At 63.6% G+C, this 18,434-nt stretch carries 17 protein-coding genes; 10 read left to right on the top strand and 7 right to left on the bottom strand.

Translation table 11 applies throughout. The features are described 5' to 3' along the window. Positions 1 to 6: 6 nt before the first annotated feature. Positions 7 to 987 carry an MBL fold metallo-hydrolase gene (locus IRL76_RS06205; RefSeq protein WP_200983915.1) on the bottom strand — a complete coding sequence of 327 codons (981 nt, stop codon included), beginning with the start codon at positions 985 to 987 and terminating at the stop codon, positions 7 to 9. A 2-nt stretch (positions 988 to 989) separates the two neighbouring features. Next, entirely contained in the window at positions 990 to 3,647 is a 2,658-nt protein-coding gene (locus tag IRL76_RS06200) for an Rne/Rng family ribonuclease (RefSeq protein ID WP_200983914.1), read from the bottom strand. Positions 3,648 to 4,044: 397 nt separating this feature from the next. On the opposite strand from IRL76_RS06200, the gene IRL76_RS06195 reads away from it, so the two are divergent. From IRL76_RS06195 to IRL76_RS06170, 6 genes are all read left to right on the top strand, one after another. Further along, positions 4,045 to 4,902 carry an N-acetylmuramoyl-L-alanine amidase family protein gene (locus tag IRL76_RS06195; RefSeq protein WP_200983913.1) on the top strand — a complete coding sequence of 286 codons (858 nt, stop codon included), beginning with the start codon at positions 4,045 to 4,047 and terminating at the stop codon, positions 4,900 to 4,902. Positions 4,903 to 4,965: 63 nt separating this feature from the next. Further along, positions 4,966 to 7,467 carry a penicillin-binding protein 1A gene (locus IRL76_RS06190; protein WP_425504510.1) on the top strand — a complete coding sequence of 834 codons (2,502 nt, stop codon included), beginning with the start codon at positions 4,966 to 4,968 and terminating at the stop codon, positions 7,465 to 7,467. Between the two features lie 75 nt (positions 7,468 to 7,542). Next, positions 7,543 to 8,670 (top strand): peptide chain release factor 2, encoded by a 1,128-nt coding sequence (gene prfB, locus IRL76_RS06185; RefSeq protein WP_200983912.1) that lies wholly within the window; start codon positions 7,543 to 7,545, stop codon positions 8,668 to 8,670. A 53-nt stretch (positions 8,671 to 8,723) separates the two neighbouring features. Next, the gene (locus tag IRL76_RS06180; protein ID WP_200984199.1) at positions 8,724 to 9,425 is read left to right on the top strand and encodes a class I SAM-dependent methyltransferase; all 702 of its coding nucleotides are present in this window, start codon (positions 8,724 to 8,726) and stop codon (positions 9,423 to 9,425) included. Then, on the top strand, positions 9,425 to 10,831 hold the full coding sequence (locus tag IRL76_RS06175; RefSeq protein ID WP_200983911.1) for an NAD(P)H-dependent flavin oxidoreductase: 1,407 nt from the start codon (positions 9,425 to 9,427) through the stop codon (positions 10,829 to 10,831). Before IRL76_RS06180 ends, IRL76_RS06175 begins: the two co-directional genes overlap by 1 nt. Positions 10,832 to 10,858: 27 nt before the next feature. Then, positions 10,859 to 11,329, top strand: coding sequence for a GNAT family N-acetyltransferase (locus tag IRL76_RS06170; RefSeq protein ID WP_200983910.1), 471 nt, complete (start codon positions 10,859 to 10,861; stop codon positions 11,327 to 11,329). Positions 11,330 to 11,355: 26 nt separating this feature from the next. Here IRL76_RS06170 and IRL76_RS06165 read toward each other — a convergent pair whose 3' ends face one another. Then, positions 11,356 to 12,372, bottom strand: coding sequence for a 2-hydroxyacid dehydrogenase (locus tag IRL76_RS06165; RefSeq protein ID WP_200983909.1), 1,017 nt, complete (start codon positions 12,370 to 12,372; stop codon positions 11,356 to 11,358). A 105-nt stretch (positions 12,373 to 12,477) separates the two neighbouring features. On the opposite strand from IRL76_RS06165, the gene IRL76_RS06160 reads away from it, so the two are divergent. Continuing rightward, positions 12,478 to 12,945 carry an SH3 domain-containing protein gene (locus tag IRL76_RS06160; RefSeq protein WP_200983908.1) on the top strand — a complete coding sequence of 156 codons (468 nt, stop codon included), beginning with the start codon at positions 12,478 to 12,480 and terminating at the stop codon, positions 12,943 to 12,945. Positions 12,946 to 12,997: 52 nt separating this feature from the next. Here the strand turns inward: IRL76_RS06160 and IRL76_RS06155 are convergent, their stop codons facing one another. The 4 genes from IRL76_RS06155 to IRL76_RS06140 all read right to left on the bottom strand — a co-directional run bounded on the left by IRL76_RS06155 (position 12,998) and on the right by IRL76_RS06140 (position 15,841). Beyond that, positions 12,998 to 13,423 carry a hypothetical protein gene (locus IRL76_RS06155; RefSeq protein WP_200983907.1) on the bottom strand — a complete coding sequence of 142 codons (426 nt, stop codon included), beginning with the start codon at positions 13,421 to 13,423 and terminating at the stop codon, positions 12,998 to 13,000. A gap of 125 nt (positions 13,424 to 13,548) precedes the next feature. Continuing rightward, positions 13,549 to 13,965, bottom strand: coding sequence for a hypothetical protein (locus IRL76_RS06150; RefSeq protein ID WP_200983906.1), 417 nt, complete (start codon positions 13,963 to 13,965; stop codon positions 13,549 to 13,551). 178 nt (positions 13,966 to 14,143) lie between these two features. Next, a complete protein-coding gene (locus IRL76_RS06145; RefSeq protein WP_200983905.1) occupies positions 14,144 to 14,557 on the bottom strand; it encodes a hypothetical protein in 414 nt (137 codons plus the stop codon). An 87-nt stretch (positions 14,558 to 14,644) separates the two neighbouring features. Continuing rightward, positions 14,645 to 15,841, bottom strand: a complete 1,197-nt coding sequence (locus tag IRL76_RS06140; protein WP_200983904.1) for a thiolase family protein — start codon at positions 15,839 to 15,841, stop codon at positions 14,645 to 14,647. An 88-nt stretch (positions 15,842 to 15,929) separates the two neighbouring features. Between IRL76_RS06140 and IRL76_RS06135 the strand changes: the two genes are divergently transcribed. From IRL76_RS06135 to IRL76_RS06125, 3 genes are all read left to right on the top strand, one after another. After that, positions 15,930 to 17,360 (top strand): coniferyl aldehyde dehydrogenase, encoded by a 1,431-nt coding sequence (locus IRL76_RS06135; RefSeq protein WP_200983903.1) that lies wholly within the window; start codon positions 15,930 to 15,932, stop codon positions 17,358 to 17,360. 135 nt (positions 17,361 to 17,495) lie between these two features. After that, a complete protein-coding gene (gene ndhC / locus IRL76_RS06130; RefSeq protein WP_200983902.1) occupies positions 17,496 to 17,870 on the top strand; it encodes an NADH-quinone oxidoreductase subunit A in 375 nt (124 codons plus the stop codon). 4 nt (positions 17,871 to 17,874) lie between these two features. Continuing rightward, entirely contained in the window at positions 17,875 to 18,429 is a 555-nt protein-coding gene (locus IRL76_RS06125; RefSeq protein ID WP_200983901.1) for a NuoB/complex I 20 kDa subunit family protein, read from the top strand. The last annotated feature ends 5 nt before the right edge of the window (positions 18,430 to 18,434 follow it).

The raw sequence follows: 18,434 nt of genomic DNA, 5'->3' as shown, positions 1-18,434 counted from the left end.
CTTCGCCTAGAAGGCGCGCACGCCGCCTATCGGCAGTGTCCACGCGTTCGCCTCGCCATATTGCTGTTCCAGCGCTGCTCGCCGGAATCGTTCCGGTGCTTCGAACGGGTCCTCCGGTGTCAACATCACCGTCCCCCAGTGCATGCCGAGCGCCGCGCTTGCCCCGATGTCGCGGGCGATGGCAATGCCTTCCTCGGGCGTGGCGTGGCTTGCCTGCATGATGCTGCGCGGTTCGTAGGCACCGATACCGACGATGGCGAGGTCGAACGGGCCCGCTCGCTGGCCGATTTCGCTGAACACGGCGCCCGGTGCCGTATCTCCGCCGAACCAGACGTTGCGATCGGAGGAGGCAAAGCCAAAGCTGCACCAGAGTGTCCGGTTACGGTCGAACAGGCCACGTCCCGAGAAGTGGACCGCAGGCAGGCAGCTCAGGGTGAGCGAGTCGAGCTGCCAGTCCTGCCACCAGTCGAGTTCCACGATGTGTCGGTAGCCGAGCCGGGACATCAGCCTACCGACGCCTAGAGGGCAGACAACGGGGGTTTCGCTGCGCCAGCGATAGCTGCGCAGGGCCCGCACATCGATGTGGTCGTAATGGTTGTGGCTGATCGCAATCAGGTCGACTCTGGGCAGTTCGGCCGCGGCGACCGCCGCCGGAATGAATCGCTTCGGGCCGAATCCCAGCGGTCCGGCAGTCCGACTGAGGTAGGGGTCCGTAAGGACGAGTTTGCCTGACATGCGCATGGCGAAGCAGGCATGGCCGAGCCAGGCTACGTGATTTTCAGGGAGGTTGGCGAGATCCAGCGGATCAGCGGCAACGTGCCCATCGGGTACCGGCGGCAGCTTGGCGCGCCGCATGTCGAGCAGCAGGAAGCGCAGGAAATCGCGAAGTGTAGCGTCCTGGCGCGGACTTCCGGGGGGATTGCGGAAACCCCCGCCGACGCGGTGATGCGCAGGGCGCGTCGCGTCGTCGGCGGGGTATCCGTGCAAGCCTATTCGCCGAAGGTGCGCTGCCACCACCCGCGACGCGGCGAACCGCCTTCATCGGTCGGTGCGGCGTCTTCAGCCTGCGGTGCTTCTTCGGCAGGAGCATCGCCCGTTGCTTCGGGAGCAGGCTCCGCCTTCTTCTTGCGAGTACGCTTCGGCTTGGGCGCCTCTTCTGCGGGAGCCTCGGCTTCGGCGGCTTCGGCTGCAGGCTCTTCGGCCTTCTTTTTGCGCGTACGCTTGGCCTTGGGCTTTTCCTCGGCAGGTGCCTCGGCTTCGACTTCTGCCTCGGGAGCTGGCTCCTCGACCTTCTTCTTGCGCGTGCGCTTGGCCTTGGGCTTGGGCGCCTCTTCCTCCGCAGCTGCTTCGGCGGTTTCGGGCGAGCCTTCCGGTCCTGCGACAACGGCCATGTCGTCGACCACCTGTTCGGATACCTCGGCCAGGTTTTCGGCGTCTTCCGCCGTCACCTCGTCCGAACCGCGACCGCGACCGCGACCGCCCCGGCGGCGACCACCGCGACGGCGACGCTTCTTCGGGCGATCCTCGCCGTCTTCATCGCCGCGTTCGGCGGGGGCTTCCTCGCCTTCTGCTTCTTCGGCCTCGCTGCCTTCATCGCCTTCCTCGCGGTCGCGGCGCTTGTTGCGTCCACGTCCACCACGACGGCGGCGGCGCTTCTTGTCTCGCGAGCGATCGTCGTCGCGCGCTTCGGCTTCTTCCTCGTCCTCGTCCTCGTCGATTTCCTCGACGTCGTAGTCATCGTCTTCTTCGACGGCGATGGTTTCGAAACGCGGGGCGTTGGTCGGACGCGGGCCCGAGCTGCCGACGCTCATCTTGGCGCCTTCGTCCTCGCCTTCCGGACGCACGACCACGGTCACGCCGTAGCGCTCCTCGATCTCCATCAGGTCGGCGCGCTTCTCGTTCAGGAGATAGACCGCCGCTTCGGTGCTGGCACCGAGGGTGATGATCGTTCCCTTGCCCTTGGCCGCTTCCTCTTCGATGAGGCGTAGCGCCGAGAGGCCCGCCGAAGAGGCAGTGCGCACGAGGCCGGTGCCGTCGCAATGCGGGCAATCGCGGGTGGTAGCTTCGAGCACACCGGTGCGCAGGCGCTGGCGGCTCATTTCCATGAGGCCGAAGCTGGAGATGCGGCCGACCTGGATGCGCGCACGATCGTTCTTGAGCGCCTCCTTCATGGCCTTCTCGACCTTGCGGGTGTTCGAGTGGTGCTCCTGATCGATGAAGTCGATCACGACCAGGCCGGCCATGTCGCGCAGGCGGAGCTGGCGGGCAATCTCGCGCGCGGCCTCGAGGTTGGTCGAGAGCGCGGTCTGCTCGATATTGTGCTCCTTGGTGGAGCGGCCCGAGTTGATGTCGATCGAGACCAGGGCTTCGGTCGGGTTGATGACGAGGTAGCCGCCGCTCTTAAGCTGCACGACCGGATCGTACATTGCCTTCAACTGGTCTTCCGCACCATAGCGCTGGAACAGCGGCACCGGGTCGGCATACTGCTTAACCCTGCGCGCGTGGCTGGGCATCAACAACTTCATGAATTCCTTGGCCGACTTGTAGCCGCTTTCGCCCTCGACGACGACTTCCTCGATCTCCTTGTTGTAGATGTCGCGGATGGCGCGCTTGATCAGATCGCTGTCCGAATGGATCAGCGCAGGCGCGGCCGAGGCGAGGGTCTTCTCGCGGATTTCGTCCCACAGGCGGGCAAGGTAGTCGAAGTCGCGCTTGATTTCCGGCTTCGTGCGGCTGAGGCCGGCGGTGCGGACGATCAGGCCCATCGACTTGGGCAGCGTCAGGTCGGAGACGATCTGCTTCAGCCGCTTGCGGTCGCTGGCGCTCGAAATCTTGCGCGAGATGCCGCCGCCGTGGCTGCTGTTCGGCATGAGCACGGTGTAGCGGCCGGCAAGGCTGAGATAGGTGGTGAGGGCCGCGCCCTTGTTGCCGCGTTCTTCCTTGACGACCTGGACGAGCAGCACCTGGCGGCGCTGGATGACATCCTGGATCTTGTAGCGGCGGCGCAGTTCCATGCGGCGTGCGCGGGCGTCGTCGACACCCTTCGCGCGGGCACGGCCACCCTTGCCCTGGCGGCGTCCGCGGCCCTTGCGGCCCCGGCCACGACTGCGGTCTTCGCCGTCTTCGGCGGTTTCGTCTTCTTCCTCGTCCGAATCGTCCTCGTCGTCGCCATTGCCGTCGACGTGGCCTTCCTCGATCGTGGCGACATCGTCCTTTTCGGAGGTATCGACCTCTTCCAGACCGTCTTCGGCAAGGTCCTCGACGAGGCTTTCAGCGCTTTCATCCTCGGCGTCGTATTCGTCGCCGGGCATTTCGCCGCGGTCTTCTTCCTCCTCGCGGAGGCGAGCCTCTTCCTCGGCCACTTCCGCTTCGGCCGCGAGCAGGGCTTCGCGGTCTTCCTTGGGAATCTGGTAGTAGTCGGGATGGATTTCGCTGAAAGCGAGGAACCCGTGGCGGTTGCCGCCGAAGTCGACGAAGGCCGCCTGAAGCGACGGTTCGACCCTGGTTACTTTCGCGAGATAGATATTGCCTTTGATCTGCTTGTGATCGGCAGATTCGAAATCGAACTCCTCAATCCGGTTTCCCTTGAGGACCGCCACCCGGGTTTCTTCCTGGTGGCGCGCATCGATAAGCATGCGCGTTGCCATGTAATATACTCCAGCCGCTGCGGGGCGGGGCGGACCCTGCCTTCGCGCGGCGCATCATGTTGGGGATTCCGCGTCCCTCTGCGATGGGCGCGGCGTTTGCGGACCGACCGGATCGCTCGATGGAGCGGGGCCGGGTATTCGTGACTGCGGGAGTGCTCATGCGCATGTCCTGCGCTGACCGGCCCGACGCAAACGCGCTGCTGGCTTCTGCCTGCATTGCGAATGTCGGGGAGGGACGGAGCATATCCTGCATCAACCTGTAATTCTTGGCTATCCTTCGGTGCTTAGCCCGTATGCGGGGGCACAGGATTGCCGATGCGGCATCGCTAGCACCGTGGGTTTCGATGGGCAACCATATTGCGCGGAACGACAACATAGCCCTAACCCCGGCGCTGCAATGTCACGGCGCGCGCAACTCACGGTCCTGCTTCTGGTTCTCGGCCTCGCGGTCGCGGTCGCAGGGGCCGTCTACTGGTGGGCCTTTTCCACCAAGGGCTACACGCAGCGCATTACCTTGCCGGAGGCGACGCAGGGCTATGTCCTGCCGACAGTGAGGGGTGACAGCAGGTTGCCTCTGGTCGTTATCGACGCCGGACACGGGGGGCACGATCCCGGCGCTGCGGGCCAGGGCCTGGTCGAGAAGAATCTCGTACTGAAGCTGGCGCTGGCCCTTCGCGATCAGCTCGAAAAGGATGGTGACGTGCGCGTCGCGCTGACCCGCGACGATGACCGTTACCTGCTTCATTCCGAGCGGTTCGAAATTGCCCGGAGGCTCGATGCATCGCTGTTCGTGTCGATCCACGCAGACAGCGCTGGCGATGCGAGCGACGTAGCGGGAGCCAGCATCTATACGCTATCCAACGAGGCATCGAGCGAGGCAGCCGCGCGATTTGCCGAGCGGGAGAACGCCTCGGACAGGGTCAACGGCGTTGAGTTGGGCGACCAGAGCGACACGGTCAGCAACATCCTCGTCGAACTTTCGCAACGGCGCACGCAGGAGCAATCGGGAGAACTGTCGCGCCTTATTTTGCGCGAAGGACGGGAGGTCGGGCTCGGCTTCCATCCCCAACCGCAAAGGTCGGCCGCTCTCAAGGTGTTGCGCGCACCGGATGTGCCTTCGGTCCTTTTCGAAAGCGGTTTCATTACCAACAAGGACGAGGCTGCGCGGTTGTCTTCACCCGAAGGACAGCGTCGTTTCGCCGAAACAATGGCACGGGCCATCCGCATCTATTTCGCCCGCCAGAAAGAAAGCTGAAAAAGCCGCGCTGTTCGTTCTGGCGATTTGCCGAATTGGCGTGCTAGAGGCGCATTCCACATCATGCTCGAACAATCCACTCTCGACTATTATCGCCATCGCCTGATGAACGACCCGCAGCGCCTGCGTGCGTGGTTCACGGTCAATTGGGCGCACAGCCAGCGGCTTCGCGTGGCGAGCTACATTGCCGGATTCGGGGTGGTGATGATCGTGCTGGGTTGGGCGACCCTGGCGCGGAACCTGCCTGACGCTGAATCGCTCGTTGATTACGAAACCCCGCTGCCCACCGTGGTTCGCGGCGTCGATGGCGAGATCGTCCATTCCTACGCTCGCGAACGACGCGTACAGCTACAATATGTCGATTTCCCGGCGCGCCTGATCGAGGCGTTCCTTTCTGCCGAGGACAAGACATTCTTCCGCCACGGCGGTGTCGATCTGACCGGCACGCTGGGTGCCGTGATCGACTACGCCAACCCGATGCGCAGAGGTCGTGCGGTCGGCGGTTCGACGATTACACAGCAGGTTGCGAAAAACCTGCTTCTCGGTGACGAGTATTCGGTCACCCGCAAGCTCAAGGAAATGATCCTCGCGACACGCATCGAAGGCGTGCTGACGAAGAAGGAAATCCTCGAGCTGTACCTCAACGAAATCCCGCTCGGCCGCCGCAGCTTCGGCGTCCAGGCTGCCGCACGCGCCTATTTCGACAAGGACGTCGGTGATCTTGCCCTCCATGAAGCTGCATTCCTCGCAATCCTGCCAAAGGCGCCCGAGCGATATGGCCGCAAGAAGTTCGAAGGAATGGCCATTGCGCGGCGCAATTTCGTGCTCGACCAGATGGTTGCCAATGACTTCGTCTCGGCAGCCGATGCGGCCAAAGCCAAGGCAATGCCCTTGGGCCTGGTGCAGCAGCGTAGCGAACGTTCGGCCGACGCCGGATACTTTCTCGAGGAAGTGCGCCGCCAGCTGATCGACAAATTCGGAGAGACCGCCGAAGAAGGCAGCAACAGCGTCTATGCCGGCGGCTTGTGGGTACGCACCTCGCTCGACATCGAGCTGCAAAATGCCGGTCGCGATGCGTTGCGCGGCGCGTTGCTGCGCTATCATGGAAATCGCGGCTTCACCGGTCCGGTTGCGACGCTGAATCCGGATAACGGCGATCTCACTTCGCAGCTGGCCTCTTCGAACCTCTCGATCAACTACAAGGGCTGGCGAGTCGGCGTCGTGGTCGCACCGGGCCGGATCGGTTTTTCCGACGGCGAAGAGTACCCGATCGTCGATGCGCCCTCGACGCTCAAGACAGGTGATGTGGTCGCTGCGGAGAAGAGCGGCAATGGCTTCCGCCTGCGCGCCATTCCGGAAGTGTCCGGTGCATTCCTTGCCGAAGCACCGCAGACCGGCCGTGTCCTCGCCATGCAGGGCGGCTTCGATAGCCGCCTCGGCGCCTTCAACCGTGCGACGCAGGCACTGCGCCAGCCGGGTTCCACCATCAAGCCTTTCGTTTATGCCGCTGCGCTCGACCAGGGCATGACCCCGGCGACGCAGGTCCCGGACCAGACCTTCTGCGTCTACCAGGGTGCGGGATTGGGCGAGAAGTGCTTCCGCAACTTCGGCGGCGGCGGCGGCGGGGTTCACACAATGCGCTGGGGCCTTGAGCAGTCGCGCAACCTGATGACGGTCCACATCGCCGATACGACCGGCATGGACAACGTCATCAAGACCTTCAAGCGTGTCGGAATCGGCAGCTACGACCCGTATTATTCCTTCGCGCTCGGTGCTGGTGACACCACGGTTGCGCGCATGGTCAATGCCTATGCCGCGCTGGCCAACTGGGGTCGCCAGAACGCAGGCTCGGTCATCGACTATGTCCAGGACCGCCGCGGAAAGGTCATTTTCCGCAGCGACAAGCGCAACTGCACGGGCTGCAACATGGAGCAGTGGGACGGGCAGCCGATGCCGCGCTTCGAACCGTCAGGCAAACAGGTTCTCGACCCGCGCACGGCGTTCCAGGTTGTCCACATGCTGCAGGGTGTGGTCACGCGCGGCACAGCCGTGCGCCTGCGCGATCTCAATCTCCCGCTGTTCGGCAAGACGGGGACGACAAACGGCCCGACCAACGCCTGGTTCGTCGGCGGTTCTCCCGACATCGTCGCCGGCATGTACGTGGGCTTCGACCAGCCGCGAAACCTCGGCGGGTGGGTACAGGGCGGCAATACCGCCGCGCCGATCATGAAGGAATTCGTCCAGAAGACGAAGGACCGCTGGATTGCGGAAGACTTTGTCGCCCCCCCGGGCGTGCGCATGGTCAAGATCGACCGTGTCACTGGCAAGCGCGTTTTCGAGGGCACGCCGACCGACGATCCCAAGGCATCGATCATCTGGGAGGCGTTCAAGCCCGATACCGAACCGCCGCGCGCCACGCGTTCCGACGCGATTGCCGCGAAGCGCAACGAAATCCTCGAGCTGATCCGGCGCGCCCGTCAGGGGCCATCCGCGGAGTCGAAAGCGAAGGAAAGCAATGCGACGCGTCCCGGCGATTTCGTCGAGGAACAGGGCGGCGTCTATTAACCGCTTTCCCCGCGCAGCTTTACAATCGCCGCCCGCACGTTAGGGGCGGGCCAGCAAATCTGAAGGAATATTCCCATGCGTGCCGAAGGGCAGGCCCACATCGACAGGATCGTCGCCGCACTGCAGCTTGTGCGCCAGTCGCTCGACTGGGAGCGCGCATTGCGCCGCCTCGACGAACTCGACGCCCGCGTCCAGGACCCCAAGCTGTGGGACGATCCCAAGCAGGCTCAGGCGATCACGCAGGAACAGAAGCGCCTCGAAACCGCGATCAACACCGTGCGCGAGATCGAGAGCGAGATGTCGGATGCTGTCGAATTCGTCGAAATGGGCGAAGCCGAGGGCGATGACGAGGTGGTCGCCGAGGGACTTGCCAGCTTGGCAGGCCTTGCCGAGCGCGCAGACCGCGACAAGGTCCAGGCGCTGCTTTCGGGTGAGGCCGACAGCAATGACACCTATCTCGAAATCCATGCCGGCGCGGGCGGGACCGAAAGTCAGGACTGGGCCGAGATGCTGTTCCGCATGTACGGCCGCTGGGCCGAACGGAAAGGCTTCAAGGTCGAGACTGTCGAATACCAGGCGGGTGAAGCGGCCGGCATCAAGTCCGCGACGCTGCTGCTCAAGGGCGAGAACGCCTATGGCTATGCCAAAACGGAAAGCGGTGTTCATCGCCTGGTCCGCATCAGCCCCTACGACAGCTCGGCGCGTCGCCACACCAGCTTCAGCTCGGTCTGGGTTTATCCCGTGATCGACGACAGCTTCGAGATCGCGATCAATCCGGCAGACCTCAAGATCGATACCTACCGCGCCTCGGGTGCAGGCGGCCAGCACGTCAACACGACCGACTCTGCCGTCCGCATCACCCACCAGCCAACCGGAATCGTCGTGGCCAGCCAGCAGGACCGCAGCCAGCACAAGAACCGCGATATCGCGATGAACATGCTCAAGGCGCGGCTCTACGAACGCGAGATGGCCGAACGTGAAGCTGCGGCGTCGGGCGAGTATCAGGAAAAGAGCGACATCGGTTGGGGGCACCAGATCCGCAGCTACGTCCTCCAGCCGTACCAGATGGTGAAGGACCTGCGCACCGGCGTGACTTCGCCGACGCCCGACGACGTCCTCGACGGCGATCTCGACCCGTTCATTTCGGCTGCCCTGGCGCAGCGCGTTACCGGCGAAACGGTCGAGGTGGAGGACGCCGAGTGAGGCGTAGCCTCGCTCTCCTCCTTCCCCTCGCAGTGCTGGTAACGGCCTGCGATATGGGCGCGTCGTCCGAAGCCGATGAGAAGTTTCCCAAGCCCGATCGCCCGGTGTCCACTGCCGGTTCGAACCAATTCTCGACCGAAGACCAGCGTGACAGTCGTGGCGAGGCCGAGACGGTGATGAAACTTGCCGAAATCGAACCTGGGATGACGGTCGCGGATATCGGCGCAGGCAATGGCTATTATACAGTGCGTCTCGCCGAACGTGTCGGCAAGACCGGCCGTGTCCTTGCGCAGGATATCGATCGCGAAGCGCTTGCCGGGCTGGCGAGGCGCGTCGAGCGACAGCGACTGGATAACGTCTCGATCCGCCTCGGCGAATTTGCCGATCCCAAGCTTCCCGACAACAGCTTTGACCGCATCTTCATGGTCCACATGTACCATGAGATCGAACAACCCTACGAATTCCTCTGGCGAATGTGGCCGGCGCTGCGTTCCGGCGGACAGGTGGTGGTTGTCGACGTCGACCGCCCGACCGATGCGCACGGGATCGACCCGCTGCTGCTCTCGTGCGAATTCGAGCGCGTTGGCTACGAGCTTGTCGCCTTCAAGGATGCGCCCGAGTTGTCGGGCTACTATGCACAGTTCAAGGCGGCGGCTAGGAGGCCGCAGCCGGGAGAGATCAAGCCATGTCGCGGCGACAAGTCCGCGCAGGGTGAAGAGGCGCAGATGCGCCTGACCGAGAGAGAGAAAGCATAATGAGTTTCAAGGGTCTGAGCCCGATTGTTTACGGTGGCAAGGAAGTCTGGCCGCTGGTCGAAGGGGGCAAGGGTGTTTCGGCGACGAATCACCAGAGTTCGGGCGCATGGGCGGCAGCCGGGGGCATCGGCACGGTCAGCGCGGTCAACGCGGACAGCTACGATGAGGACGGCAACCCGATCCCTCAGGTCTATCCGCAAGCGACCCGCAAGGAGCGCTTCGAGCAGCTCGTCCGCTATGGCATCGATGGCGCCACCGAACAGGTGAAACGGGCCTACGAGATCGCCAACGGCAAGGGCGCGATCAACATCAACGTGTTGTGGGAAATGGGCGGGGCTCAGCAGGTCCTCGAGGGCGTGCTGGAGAACTGCAAGGGCCTGATTACCGGCGTCACCTGCGGTGCGGGCATGCCCTACAAGCTCGCCGAGATCGCGGCGAAGCACAACGTCCACTACCTGCCTATCATCTCCTCGGCCCGCGCATTCCGCGCGCTGTGGAAGCGCAGTTATTCCAAGGTCCCCGAACTGATGGCCGCCGTGGTCTACGAGGATCCGTGGCTGGCAGGCGGGCACAATGGCCTGTCCAATGCCGAAGACCCGCTGGTTCCCGAAGATCCCTATCCCCGCGTCAAGGCGCTGCGCGAAACGATGCGCGCCGAGGGTGTGAGCGAGGATACCGGCATCGTCATGGCTGGCGGCGTCTGGTTCCTGCGCGAGTGGGAAAACTGGATCGACAATCCCGAATTGGGCAAGGTCCTGTTCCAGTTCGGTACCCGCCCGTTGCTGACGCACGAAAGCCCGATTCCGCAGGTCTGGAAGGACATGCTGCGCACGGTCGAGCCGGGCGATGTCCTGCTGCACAAGTTTTCGCCCACTGGCTTCTATTCGAGCGCGGTGAAGACGCCCTTCCTTTACGACCTGATGCACCGTTCGGAGCGCCAGATCCCGATCTTCAAGCGCGACCAGGAAGAAGGCACCATTCCGCTCGCCGACCACGGCAAGGCGAAGTACTTCTTCGTTCACCCCGGCGACCAGCGGAAGGCGCTGGCGTGGATGCATGAAGGTTTCACCGAAGCGCTCAAGACTCCGGACGACACGGTTGTCTTCGTCACTTCCGAAAGTGCCGAGCAGATCCGTGCCGACCAGCAAGGCTGCATGGGCTGCTTGTCGCACTGCCAGTTTTCGAGCTGGAAGGATCACGACGACCATACCACCGGCCGTCTCGCCGACCCGCGCAGCTTCTGCATCCAGAAGACGCTGCAGGACATCGCCCACGGTGGCGATCCGGACGAGAACCTCGCCTTTGCCGGCCACGCTGCCTATCGCTTCAAGCAGGACCCGTTCTACTCGAACAACTTCACTCCGACGGTGAAGGAACTGGTCGAGCGGATCTTGACGGGCGACTAGGTCACTTTCGCAGGGATCGGCATCGCAATGACTGCCCAGCACGTTTCGATCCGCACTGTGCATCCATCGCAGCCCGAAGTGTCGGCATTGCTGGACCTGCATCTGCATGCGGCGCGGACAGGTACGAAGGCCGGTTATTCCTTCGCCCTCGATCATTCGGCGCTGGCAAAGCCGGGCATCACCCTCTTCGGGGTCTATGCTGGCGACGAACTCGTCGCGCTCGGTGCGCTGAGCGAACTGGGCAATGACGAACTCGAAGTGAAGTCGATGCGTGTCGCCCCAGGCAATGTCGGCAAGGGCTACGGGCGCCTGATCCTCGATCACCTCATTGCCGAGGCTCGCAAGCGAGGGGCAGTAACGATGCGGCTCGAAACGGGGACCACGCCCGACTACGTGCCGGCGAACGGGCTCTATTCGTCAGCCGGCTTCATCCCGACGGGACCGTTCGCGCAATATGCGGCCTCCGACCACAACCGGTTCTACGCCCTGACGCTTTGAAAGCCGAAGCGGCACGTCAGCTGCGCTCAGACCAGACCCTCGAGAACCTGGTCGGGCGGGCGGTGTCCGTCCGCCCACATGCGGATATTGGCGATAACCTTGAGGCCCGAATCCTCGCGCCCCTCACGCGTTGCGCTGCCGATATGGGGCAGGGTCATGACGTTAGGATGGCGGATCAGACGACGGTCCACGTTAGGCTCGTCGGGATAGACGTCGAGGCCCGCCCCGGCGAGCTTGCCGCTTTCCAGAGCAGCGATCAGCGCTTCCTGGTCGACGAGGTCGCCGCGGGCCGTATTGATGATGCAGGCACCGTCCTTCATCAGGCCGATCCGGCGGGCGTCGATCATGTGGTGGGTGTCTGGACCAGCGGGGCAGTGAAGGGTGAGGATGTCGGCCTGCGCCATCAGCTCGTCGAGCGTTTCTACCCAACGCGCGGCGAACATGCGTTCGACCGCCTCGGGCATGCGCTTGCGGTTGTGATAGGCGATTTCGAGCCCGAAGGCGCGCGCCCGGTGGGCGACGGCCTGCCCGATGCGGCCCATGCCGACGATGCCGAGAACCTTGCCGGCCAGCTTGGTGCCGAGCAGTGCGGTTGGCGTCCAACCGGTCCACTTGCCGCTGCGGATGAGCTCCACGCCCTCGCGAATCCGGCGGGGAACGCCGATGATCCCGGCCATGGCCAGGTCCGCCGTGTCGTCGGTGAATACGCCAGGGGTGTTGGTGACCATGATGCCGTGGCGACCGGCGGCCTTTAGATCGATGTGCTCTGTCCCGGCCCCGAAGTTGGCGATGAGGCGCAGGTCCTGACCTGCTGCCGCGATCATGTCGGCATCGATCTTGTCGGTGACGGTCGGGACCAGGACATCGCATCGCTGCATCGCGGCAACCAGTTCCTCTCGCGACAGTGGCGTGTCGCTCCGGTTGAGCGTGACTTCGAACAGTTCGCCGAAGCGTTCCTCTACCGAAGGCATGAGGTGTCGCGTCACGAAAACGCGCGGGGTTCGCTCGAGCCGTTTCTCGACTGTGTCGCTGGTGCTTTCCATCTTGTGCCAGCGCTACGGCGAGCGATGGCTGCGGGTCAAGCGGTTGCGCATGACTTGCACCGCTCATGTTGCCGCGGGCAGGGCGAATCGGGTAGGAACAAGGCCATGATTGTCAGGCTCTTGTCCCTTGTTTCCCTGCTGGCGCTGCTCGTGACCCCGGCACACGCACAGGACCGCGAGGTTCCCTATTGGGCGACCGTGCGGGCCAAGGAACTGAACATGCGCGTTGGACCCAGTGCGGACTACAAGGTCGACTGGGTCTATCGCAGGCCGGGGCTGCCGGTGAAGGTCATTCGCGTCATGGAGGGCTGGCGCCTGATCCAGGATCCCGATGGCGACAAGGGCTGGGTGGTCGCGCGGCTCCTCAGCCCCGACCGTGGAGCGATCGTCGTCGGTAAGGGGCAGACCGAATTGCGGCTCGATCCGGAAGCGGATGCTCCCGTGAAGTGGCGCGTCGAACCAGGTGTCGTCGGAACACTTGGCGATTGCGACGATGGCTGGTGCGAATTCACCGTCGGGAATCGCGGCGGTTGGATTCTCGAAAAGCGATTGTGGGGCGCAGGCGAACCTTGAACGAAAACGGGCGACCCGTAGGTCGCCCGCTCTGCCTTGGTATTGGAAATGCTCAGCCCGCCGGAGCCGGGGCCGCGGCGGTGGCATCGACCTTGCGCACGGTCGAGACGACCTTGCCGTCGCCGTCGGTCACCTGGAAGCTGCCGTCGGGGCCGGGGGCGCCGCCTGTGAAGCACGCTTCGGGGGCATCGCCCGCAGGATCGAAGCACATCTTCGCGCCATCCTGGCGCCATGTTCCACGCTCGGTCTCCGTGCCGTCGGCGGTGGCGTCGACATAGGTTCCGTCGGAATTGATCGTTTCCATGACCACGGTGCCGTCGGCCATCTTGATCTCGTATGATCCGGCCATGTCGCCGGTCGCAGTCGCATCCATGGTGGTGTCCGCTGCCGTCGTCTCAACGGGCGTGGGCGGTGCCTCTTCCTTCGAACCGCAGGCGGCGAGGGCAGCTGTGGCTGCCAGCAAGATTGCGTACTTCATCGGAAATTCCTCCCATTTGTTGGACACTTCGATGAAGATGCAACGTGCGGTTGCCGGAAATGGTCCCGCATCGACGGAAAAAGGGGATAGCTCCCGAGCCACCCCCTTTCCCGAAATATTCGCGGTTATTCGGCAGCGGTCTCGCCAGCTTGCGCAGCTGCTGGTTTGACTGACACCGTAACTCCCTTGTCACTCACCGACGAGAATGTGCCGTCGGCCGCGGCAGGAGATGCGGTCCAGCAGGTATCGTTCTCGTTGGGCGGATCACTGGTGAAGCAGGTCTTCCCGTCGGCGAAGGTATAAGTTCCCTTGCTCGCTTCACCCGCAGGATTTGTGCCCGACCAGGTACCGTCCGCATTCACTGTGAAAGGAGTCGCGGTGCCATCTTCGTAGGTGACGGTGTAGTCGCCCGGTACGGGAGCCCCGGCATCGGTTGCGGGTTCTGGTGCGGCGGCGGTTGTTTCTTCCGCGGCGGGCTCCGGAGCTGGTTGCGAACAGGCGGCAAGCGCCGCAATTGCGGCGCAGGCAAACAGTTTCCTCATGAATGTATCCTCTCAACCGTTTGTAACGCGAACCCTGGACGCGAACCGGTCGATCTTCTGTCGGATCGGGCGCTGTATGCGCTTCCAATGACGCTGATGCAATGCAGGGTCCCGGCGGTCGTTGCCGCAGGAGGGGCGGGGAGGTTACCGGCCTTCCCGCCCCGATCGCTATCGCGCGCTATTCGGTAGTGGCCGCAGTTGCCGGTCGGACGGTAACGGGATCGCCTTCGTCCGGAGTTGCCGTGAATGAGCCGTCGTCGCCCGGCGCGCTTTCGGTAAAGCACATGGGCTTCGCCCCTTCGGTGGTCGGTGTGAAGCAGGTCTTGCCGTCAACGACGGCATAAGTTCCCTCTTCCGCAACTGTTCCATCGGCAGCGACGTCGGAATAGGTCCCGTCGGCGTTGATATTGGCAGTCATCTTCGAGCCATCGGCGTTGGTGACTTCGTAGACGCCGGCAGGCGAACCGTTAGCGACGGCTCCCGCCGGTGCGGCTTCTTCCACCGGTGCTTCGGCGGTTGCGGTGTCCTCAGCCGGCTCCTGCGAGCAAGCCGCAAGAGCTAACGCGCCTGCCAACATGATCAGTTTGCGCATATCCCATCTCCCCTTGTGCTAGCGCAACCCGACCGGTTGCGTAGCATAGGAGGCATGCGGGATGTACCGCAAAGCTGTGGCCTGGGCCTAGACGAGCTCGACAGCCACCGCGGTTGCTTCGCCACCGCCGATGCAGAGCGAAGCCACGCCGCGCTTCTTGCCCTGCTGCTTGAGGGCGTTGAGAAGCGTCACGATGATGCGCGTCCCGCTGGCGCCGATCGGGTGACCGAGTGCGGTTGCGCCGCCGTTGACGTTGATCCGGTCGTGCGGGATGCCGATGTCGCGCATTGCGAACATGGCGACGCAGGCGAAAGCCTCGTTCACTTCCCACAGGTCGACGTCGTCGGTCGACCAGCCGGCCTTGTCGAGTACCTTCTTGATCGCGCCCACGGGGGCTACGGTGAAGTCCTTCGGCTCCTGCGCATGCGCGGCCATGGCGACAATCTTCGCGACCGGCTGCTGGCCGTTGGCGCTGGCAAGGCTCTCGCGGGTCAGGACGACAGCAGCCGCACCGTCCGAAATCGACGAGGAGGTGGCGGCGGTGATGGTGCCGTCCTTGGCGAAGGCGGGACGCAGGGTCGGGATCTTGTCGGGCTTGCCCTTGCCGGGCTGCTCGTCATGCTCGACCGTCACTTCGCCCGCGCGAGTGGCGAAAGTCACCGGAACGACCTCACCATCGAATGCGCCGCTCTCGATTGCGGCATTGGCGCGACGCAGCGATTCGATCGAATAGCCGTCCATGTCCTCACGCGTGAGCTGGTACTCGTTGGCGGTGTCCTGCGCGAAGGTGCCCATCGCGCGGCCTTCATCGTAGGCGTCTTCGAGACCGTCGAGGAACATGTGGTCATAGGCAGTGTCGTGCCCGATGCGCGCGCCCGAACGGTGCTTCTTGAGGAGGTATGGCGCGTTGGTCATGCTCTCCATGCCGCCGGCGACGACATAGTCGACCGTGCCGCTGGCAAGTGCTTCGGCGCCCATGATGACCGTCTGCATGCCGCTGCCGCAGACCTTGTTGACCGTGGTCGCCTGGACCGACTTGGGCAGGCCAGCCTTGATCGTCGCCTGGCGGGCAGGGGCCTGGCCCAGGCCTGCGGGGAGCACGCAGCCCATGTAGGTACGATCGAACTTCTCAGGCGAGACGCCCGAGCGCTCGACTGCCGCCTTGACCGCTGTTGCGCCAAGATCGGTCGCCGATACGTCCGACAACGCGCCCTGCATGCCGCCCATGGGGGTGCGGGCGTAGGAAAGGATCACGACGGGATCGGCGGCGCTGAACTGGGTCATCTTGTGCAAGTCCTCGGGTTCTGGAATATCTCGCGGTCGAGATAGGACAGGCGTCGCTGCGGCGCAACATGGACCATGGGAGAATACGATGGCAGACGATCGCAAGGCTGAAATGGAAGCCGTTCTCAGGAAGCAGCGCGCTGCCCATCACCAGATGCGCCCTGAGCCGATGTCTCTGCGCAAGGACCGCATCGAACGGGCGATGAACCTGCTCAAGAAGCACGGCGAGGACCTGTGCAAGACAATGGCGGCCGATTTCGGCAGCCGTAGCCCGCACCAGTCGATGATTACCGACATTGCCGGCACGGTCGGTTTCGGGAAATACTGCCTCAAGAACATGGACAAGTGGTGCCGGACCGAGAAACGCCACGTCCAGTTCCCGCTCGGCCTGCTCGGCGCGAAGGCGGAACTGCGTTATGAGCCCAAGGGCGTGGTCGGTATCCTCAGTCCCTGGAATTTCCCGGTCAATCTCAGCTTCGGGCCGCTTATGCAGGTCTTCGCTGCGGGCAACCGCGCGATGATCAAGCCATCGGAATTCACCGAGAAGACCAGCCTGCTGATGAGGGAGCTGGTCGAGGAATACTTCACCGCCGACGAGTGCGCGGTTTTCACCGGCGGCCCCGAAGTGGCTCATGCCTTCAGTACGCTGCCGTTCGACCACCTCGTCTTCACCGGCTCGACCGCGACCGGCCGCAAGGTGATGGAGGCCGCCGCCGCAAACCTTGTTCCGGTCACGCTCGAACTCGGCGGCAAGAGCCCGGTGTTCATGGGCGAGAGCGCCGACTTCGCCAAGGCGGGCGAGCGCGTGGCGCTGGGCAAGATGATGAACGCCGGGCAGATCTGTCTCGCACCGGACTACCTCTATGTCCCCGAAAGCAAGCAGGACGAGGCGATCCACGGCGTGTGGCAGGGCACGGCCAACATGTATCCGACACTGCTCGAGAACGAGGACTATGCCAGCGTCGTGACCGACCGCCATTTCGATCGCTTGCAGTCGCTGGTCGCCGACGCGCGCGACAAGGGCGCAGAAGTGATCGAGGTCAATCCAGGCAACGAGGACTTCTCGAGCACGAACAGCCGCAAGATGCCGCTCACCATCCTCAAGAACGTCACCGAGGACATGAAGGCGATGCAGGAGGAAATCTTCGGCCCGGTCCTGCCGGTGAAGACCTATAAGCACATCGACGAGGCGATCGACTATGTGAACGAGCACGACCGTCCACTCGGCCTTTATTACTTCGGCGAGAACAGTGCCGAACGCGAGAAGGTGCTGACGAAGACCATCAGCGGCGGCGTCACGGTGAACGACGTTATCTTCCACGTTTCGATGGAAGACCTTCCCTTCGGCGGCGTCGGCCCCTCGGGTATGGGCAGCTATCACGGGGTAGAGGGCTTCCGCGAGTTCAGCCATGCGCGCAGCGTCTATACGCAGCCGAAGATCGATATCGCCAAGCTCGGCGGGTTCAAGCCGCCCTATGGCGCGGCGACCGAGAAGGCTGTGAAGACCATGATGAAGTAAGGGCGCGCGCCCTTCTCGACTGATGTCGCATCCCGCGCAATCGTTTGTGCGGGATTTGCGCTATCCGCACCCTTGCACCTCGCAAGCGAGCGGCCTAGAGGCGGGCGCGAACCCAGCCCCCGGATGGAATCACGCGTGGTCGACCTAGAGCAATATCTCCCGATCCTGATCTTCCTGTTCATCGCACTCGGCCTGTCGGCACTCTTCGTGTTCCTGCCGATGGGCGTTGCCCGCCTGACCGGCGCGCACAACCCCGATGCAGAGAAGCTCAGCGAGTATGAATGCGGCTTTCCCGCCTTCGAAGATCCGCGCAGCCAGTTCGACGTGCGCTTCTACCTGATCGCCATCCTGTTCATCATCTTCGATCTCGAAGCGGCCTTCCTGTTCCCCTGGGCGGTCAGCCTCGACCTGACCGGTTGGCCGGGTTGGATCACCATGATGGTGTTCCTCTTCGAACTCGCCGTCGGCCTCGCCTATGCGTGGAAGGTCGGCGCGCTGGAGTGGGAGTGATCCGATGAGCCAGCAGAGCATCATCATCCCGCCCGCGGCCCAGCCGGGTGACATCCGCCAGCCGGATGCCGACTATTTCAACGCGCTCCAGACCGAGGTGAACGACAAGGGATTCCTCGTCACCAGCACCGAAGACCTGTTCCAGTGGGCGCGCACCGGATCGCTGTGGTGGATGACCTTCGGCCTCGCCTGCTGCGCGGTCGAGATGATCCACGTGAACATGCCGCGTTATGACATGGAGCGTTTCGGCGTCGCACCGCGCGCCTCCCCGCGCCAGTCGGACGTGATGATCGTTGCGGGCACACTTTGTAACAAGATGGCCCCGGCGCTACGCAAGGTTTACGACCAGATGTCGGACCCCAAGTACGTCATCAGCATGGGCAGCTGCGCCAACGGTGGCGGCTACTATCACTACAGCTATAGCGTGGTGCGCGGCTGCGACCGGATCGTTCCGGTCGACATCTACGTGCCGGGTTGTCCGCCGACTGCCGAAGCGCTGCTCTACGGCGTGATGCAGCTGCAGCGGAAGATCCGCCGCTCGGGCACGATCGAGAGGTAAGGGCG

The sequence above is a fragment of the Qipengyuania soli genome (genome assembly GCF_015529805.1).
GTDB classification, from domain to species: Bacteria; Pseudomonadota; Alphaproteobacteria; order Sphingomonadales; family Sphingomonadaceae; genus Qipengyuania; species Qipengyuania soli.
The sequence above is the reverse complement of the archived record's forward strand: the minus strand, read 5'-3'. Positions and strand labels throughout refer to the sequence as shown.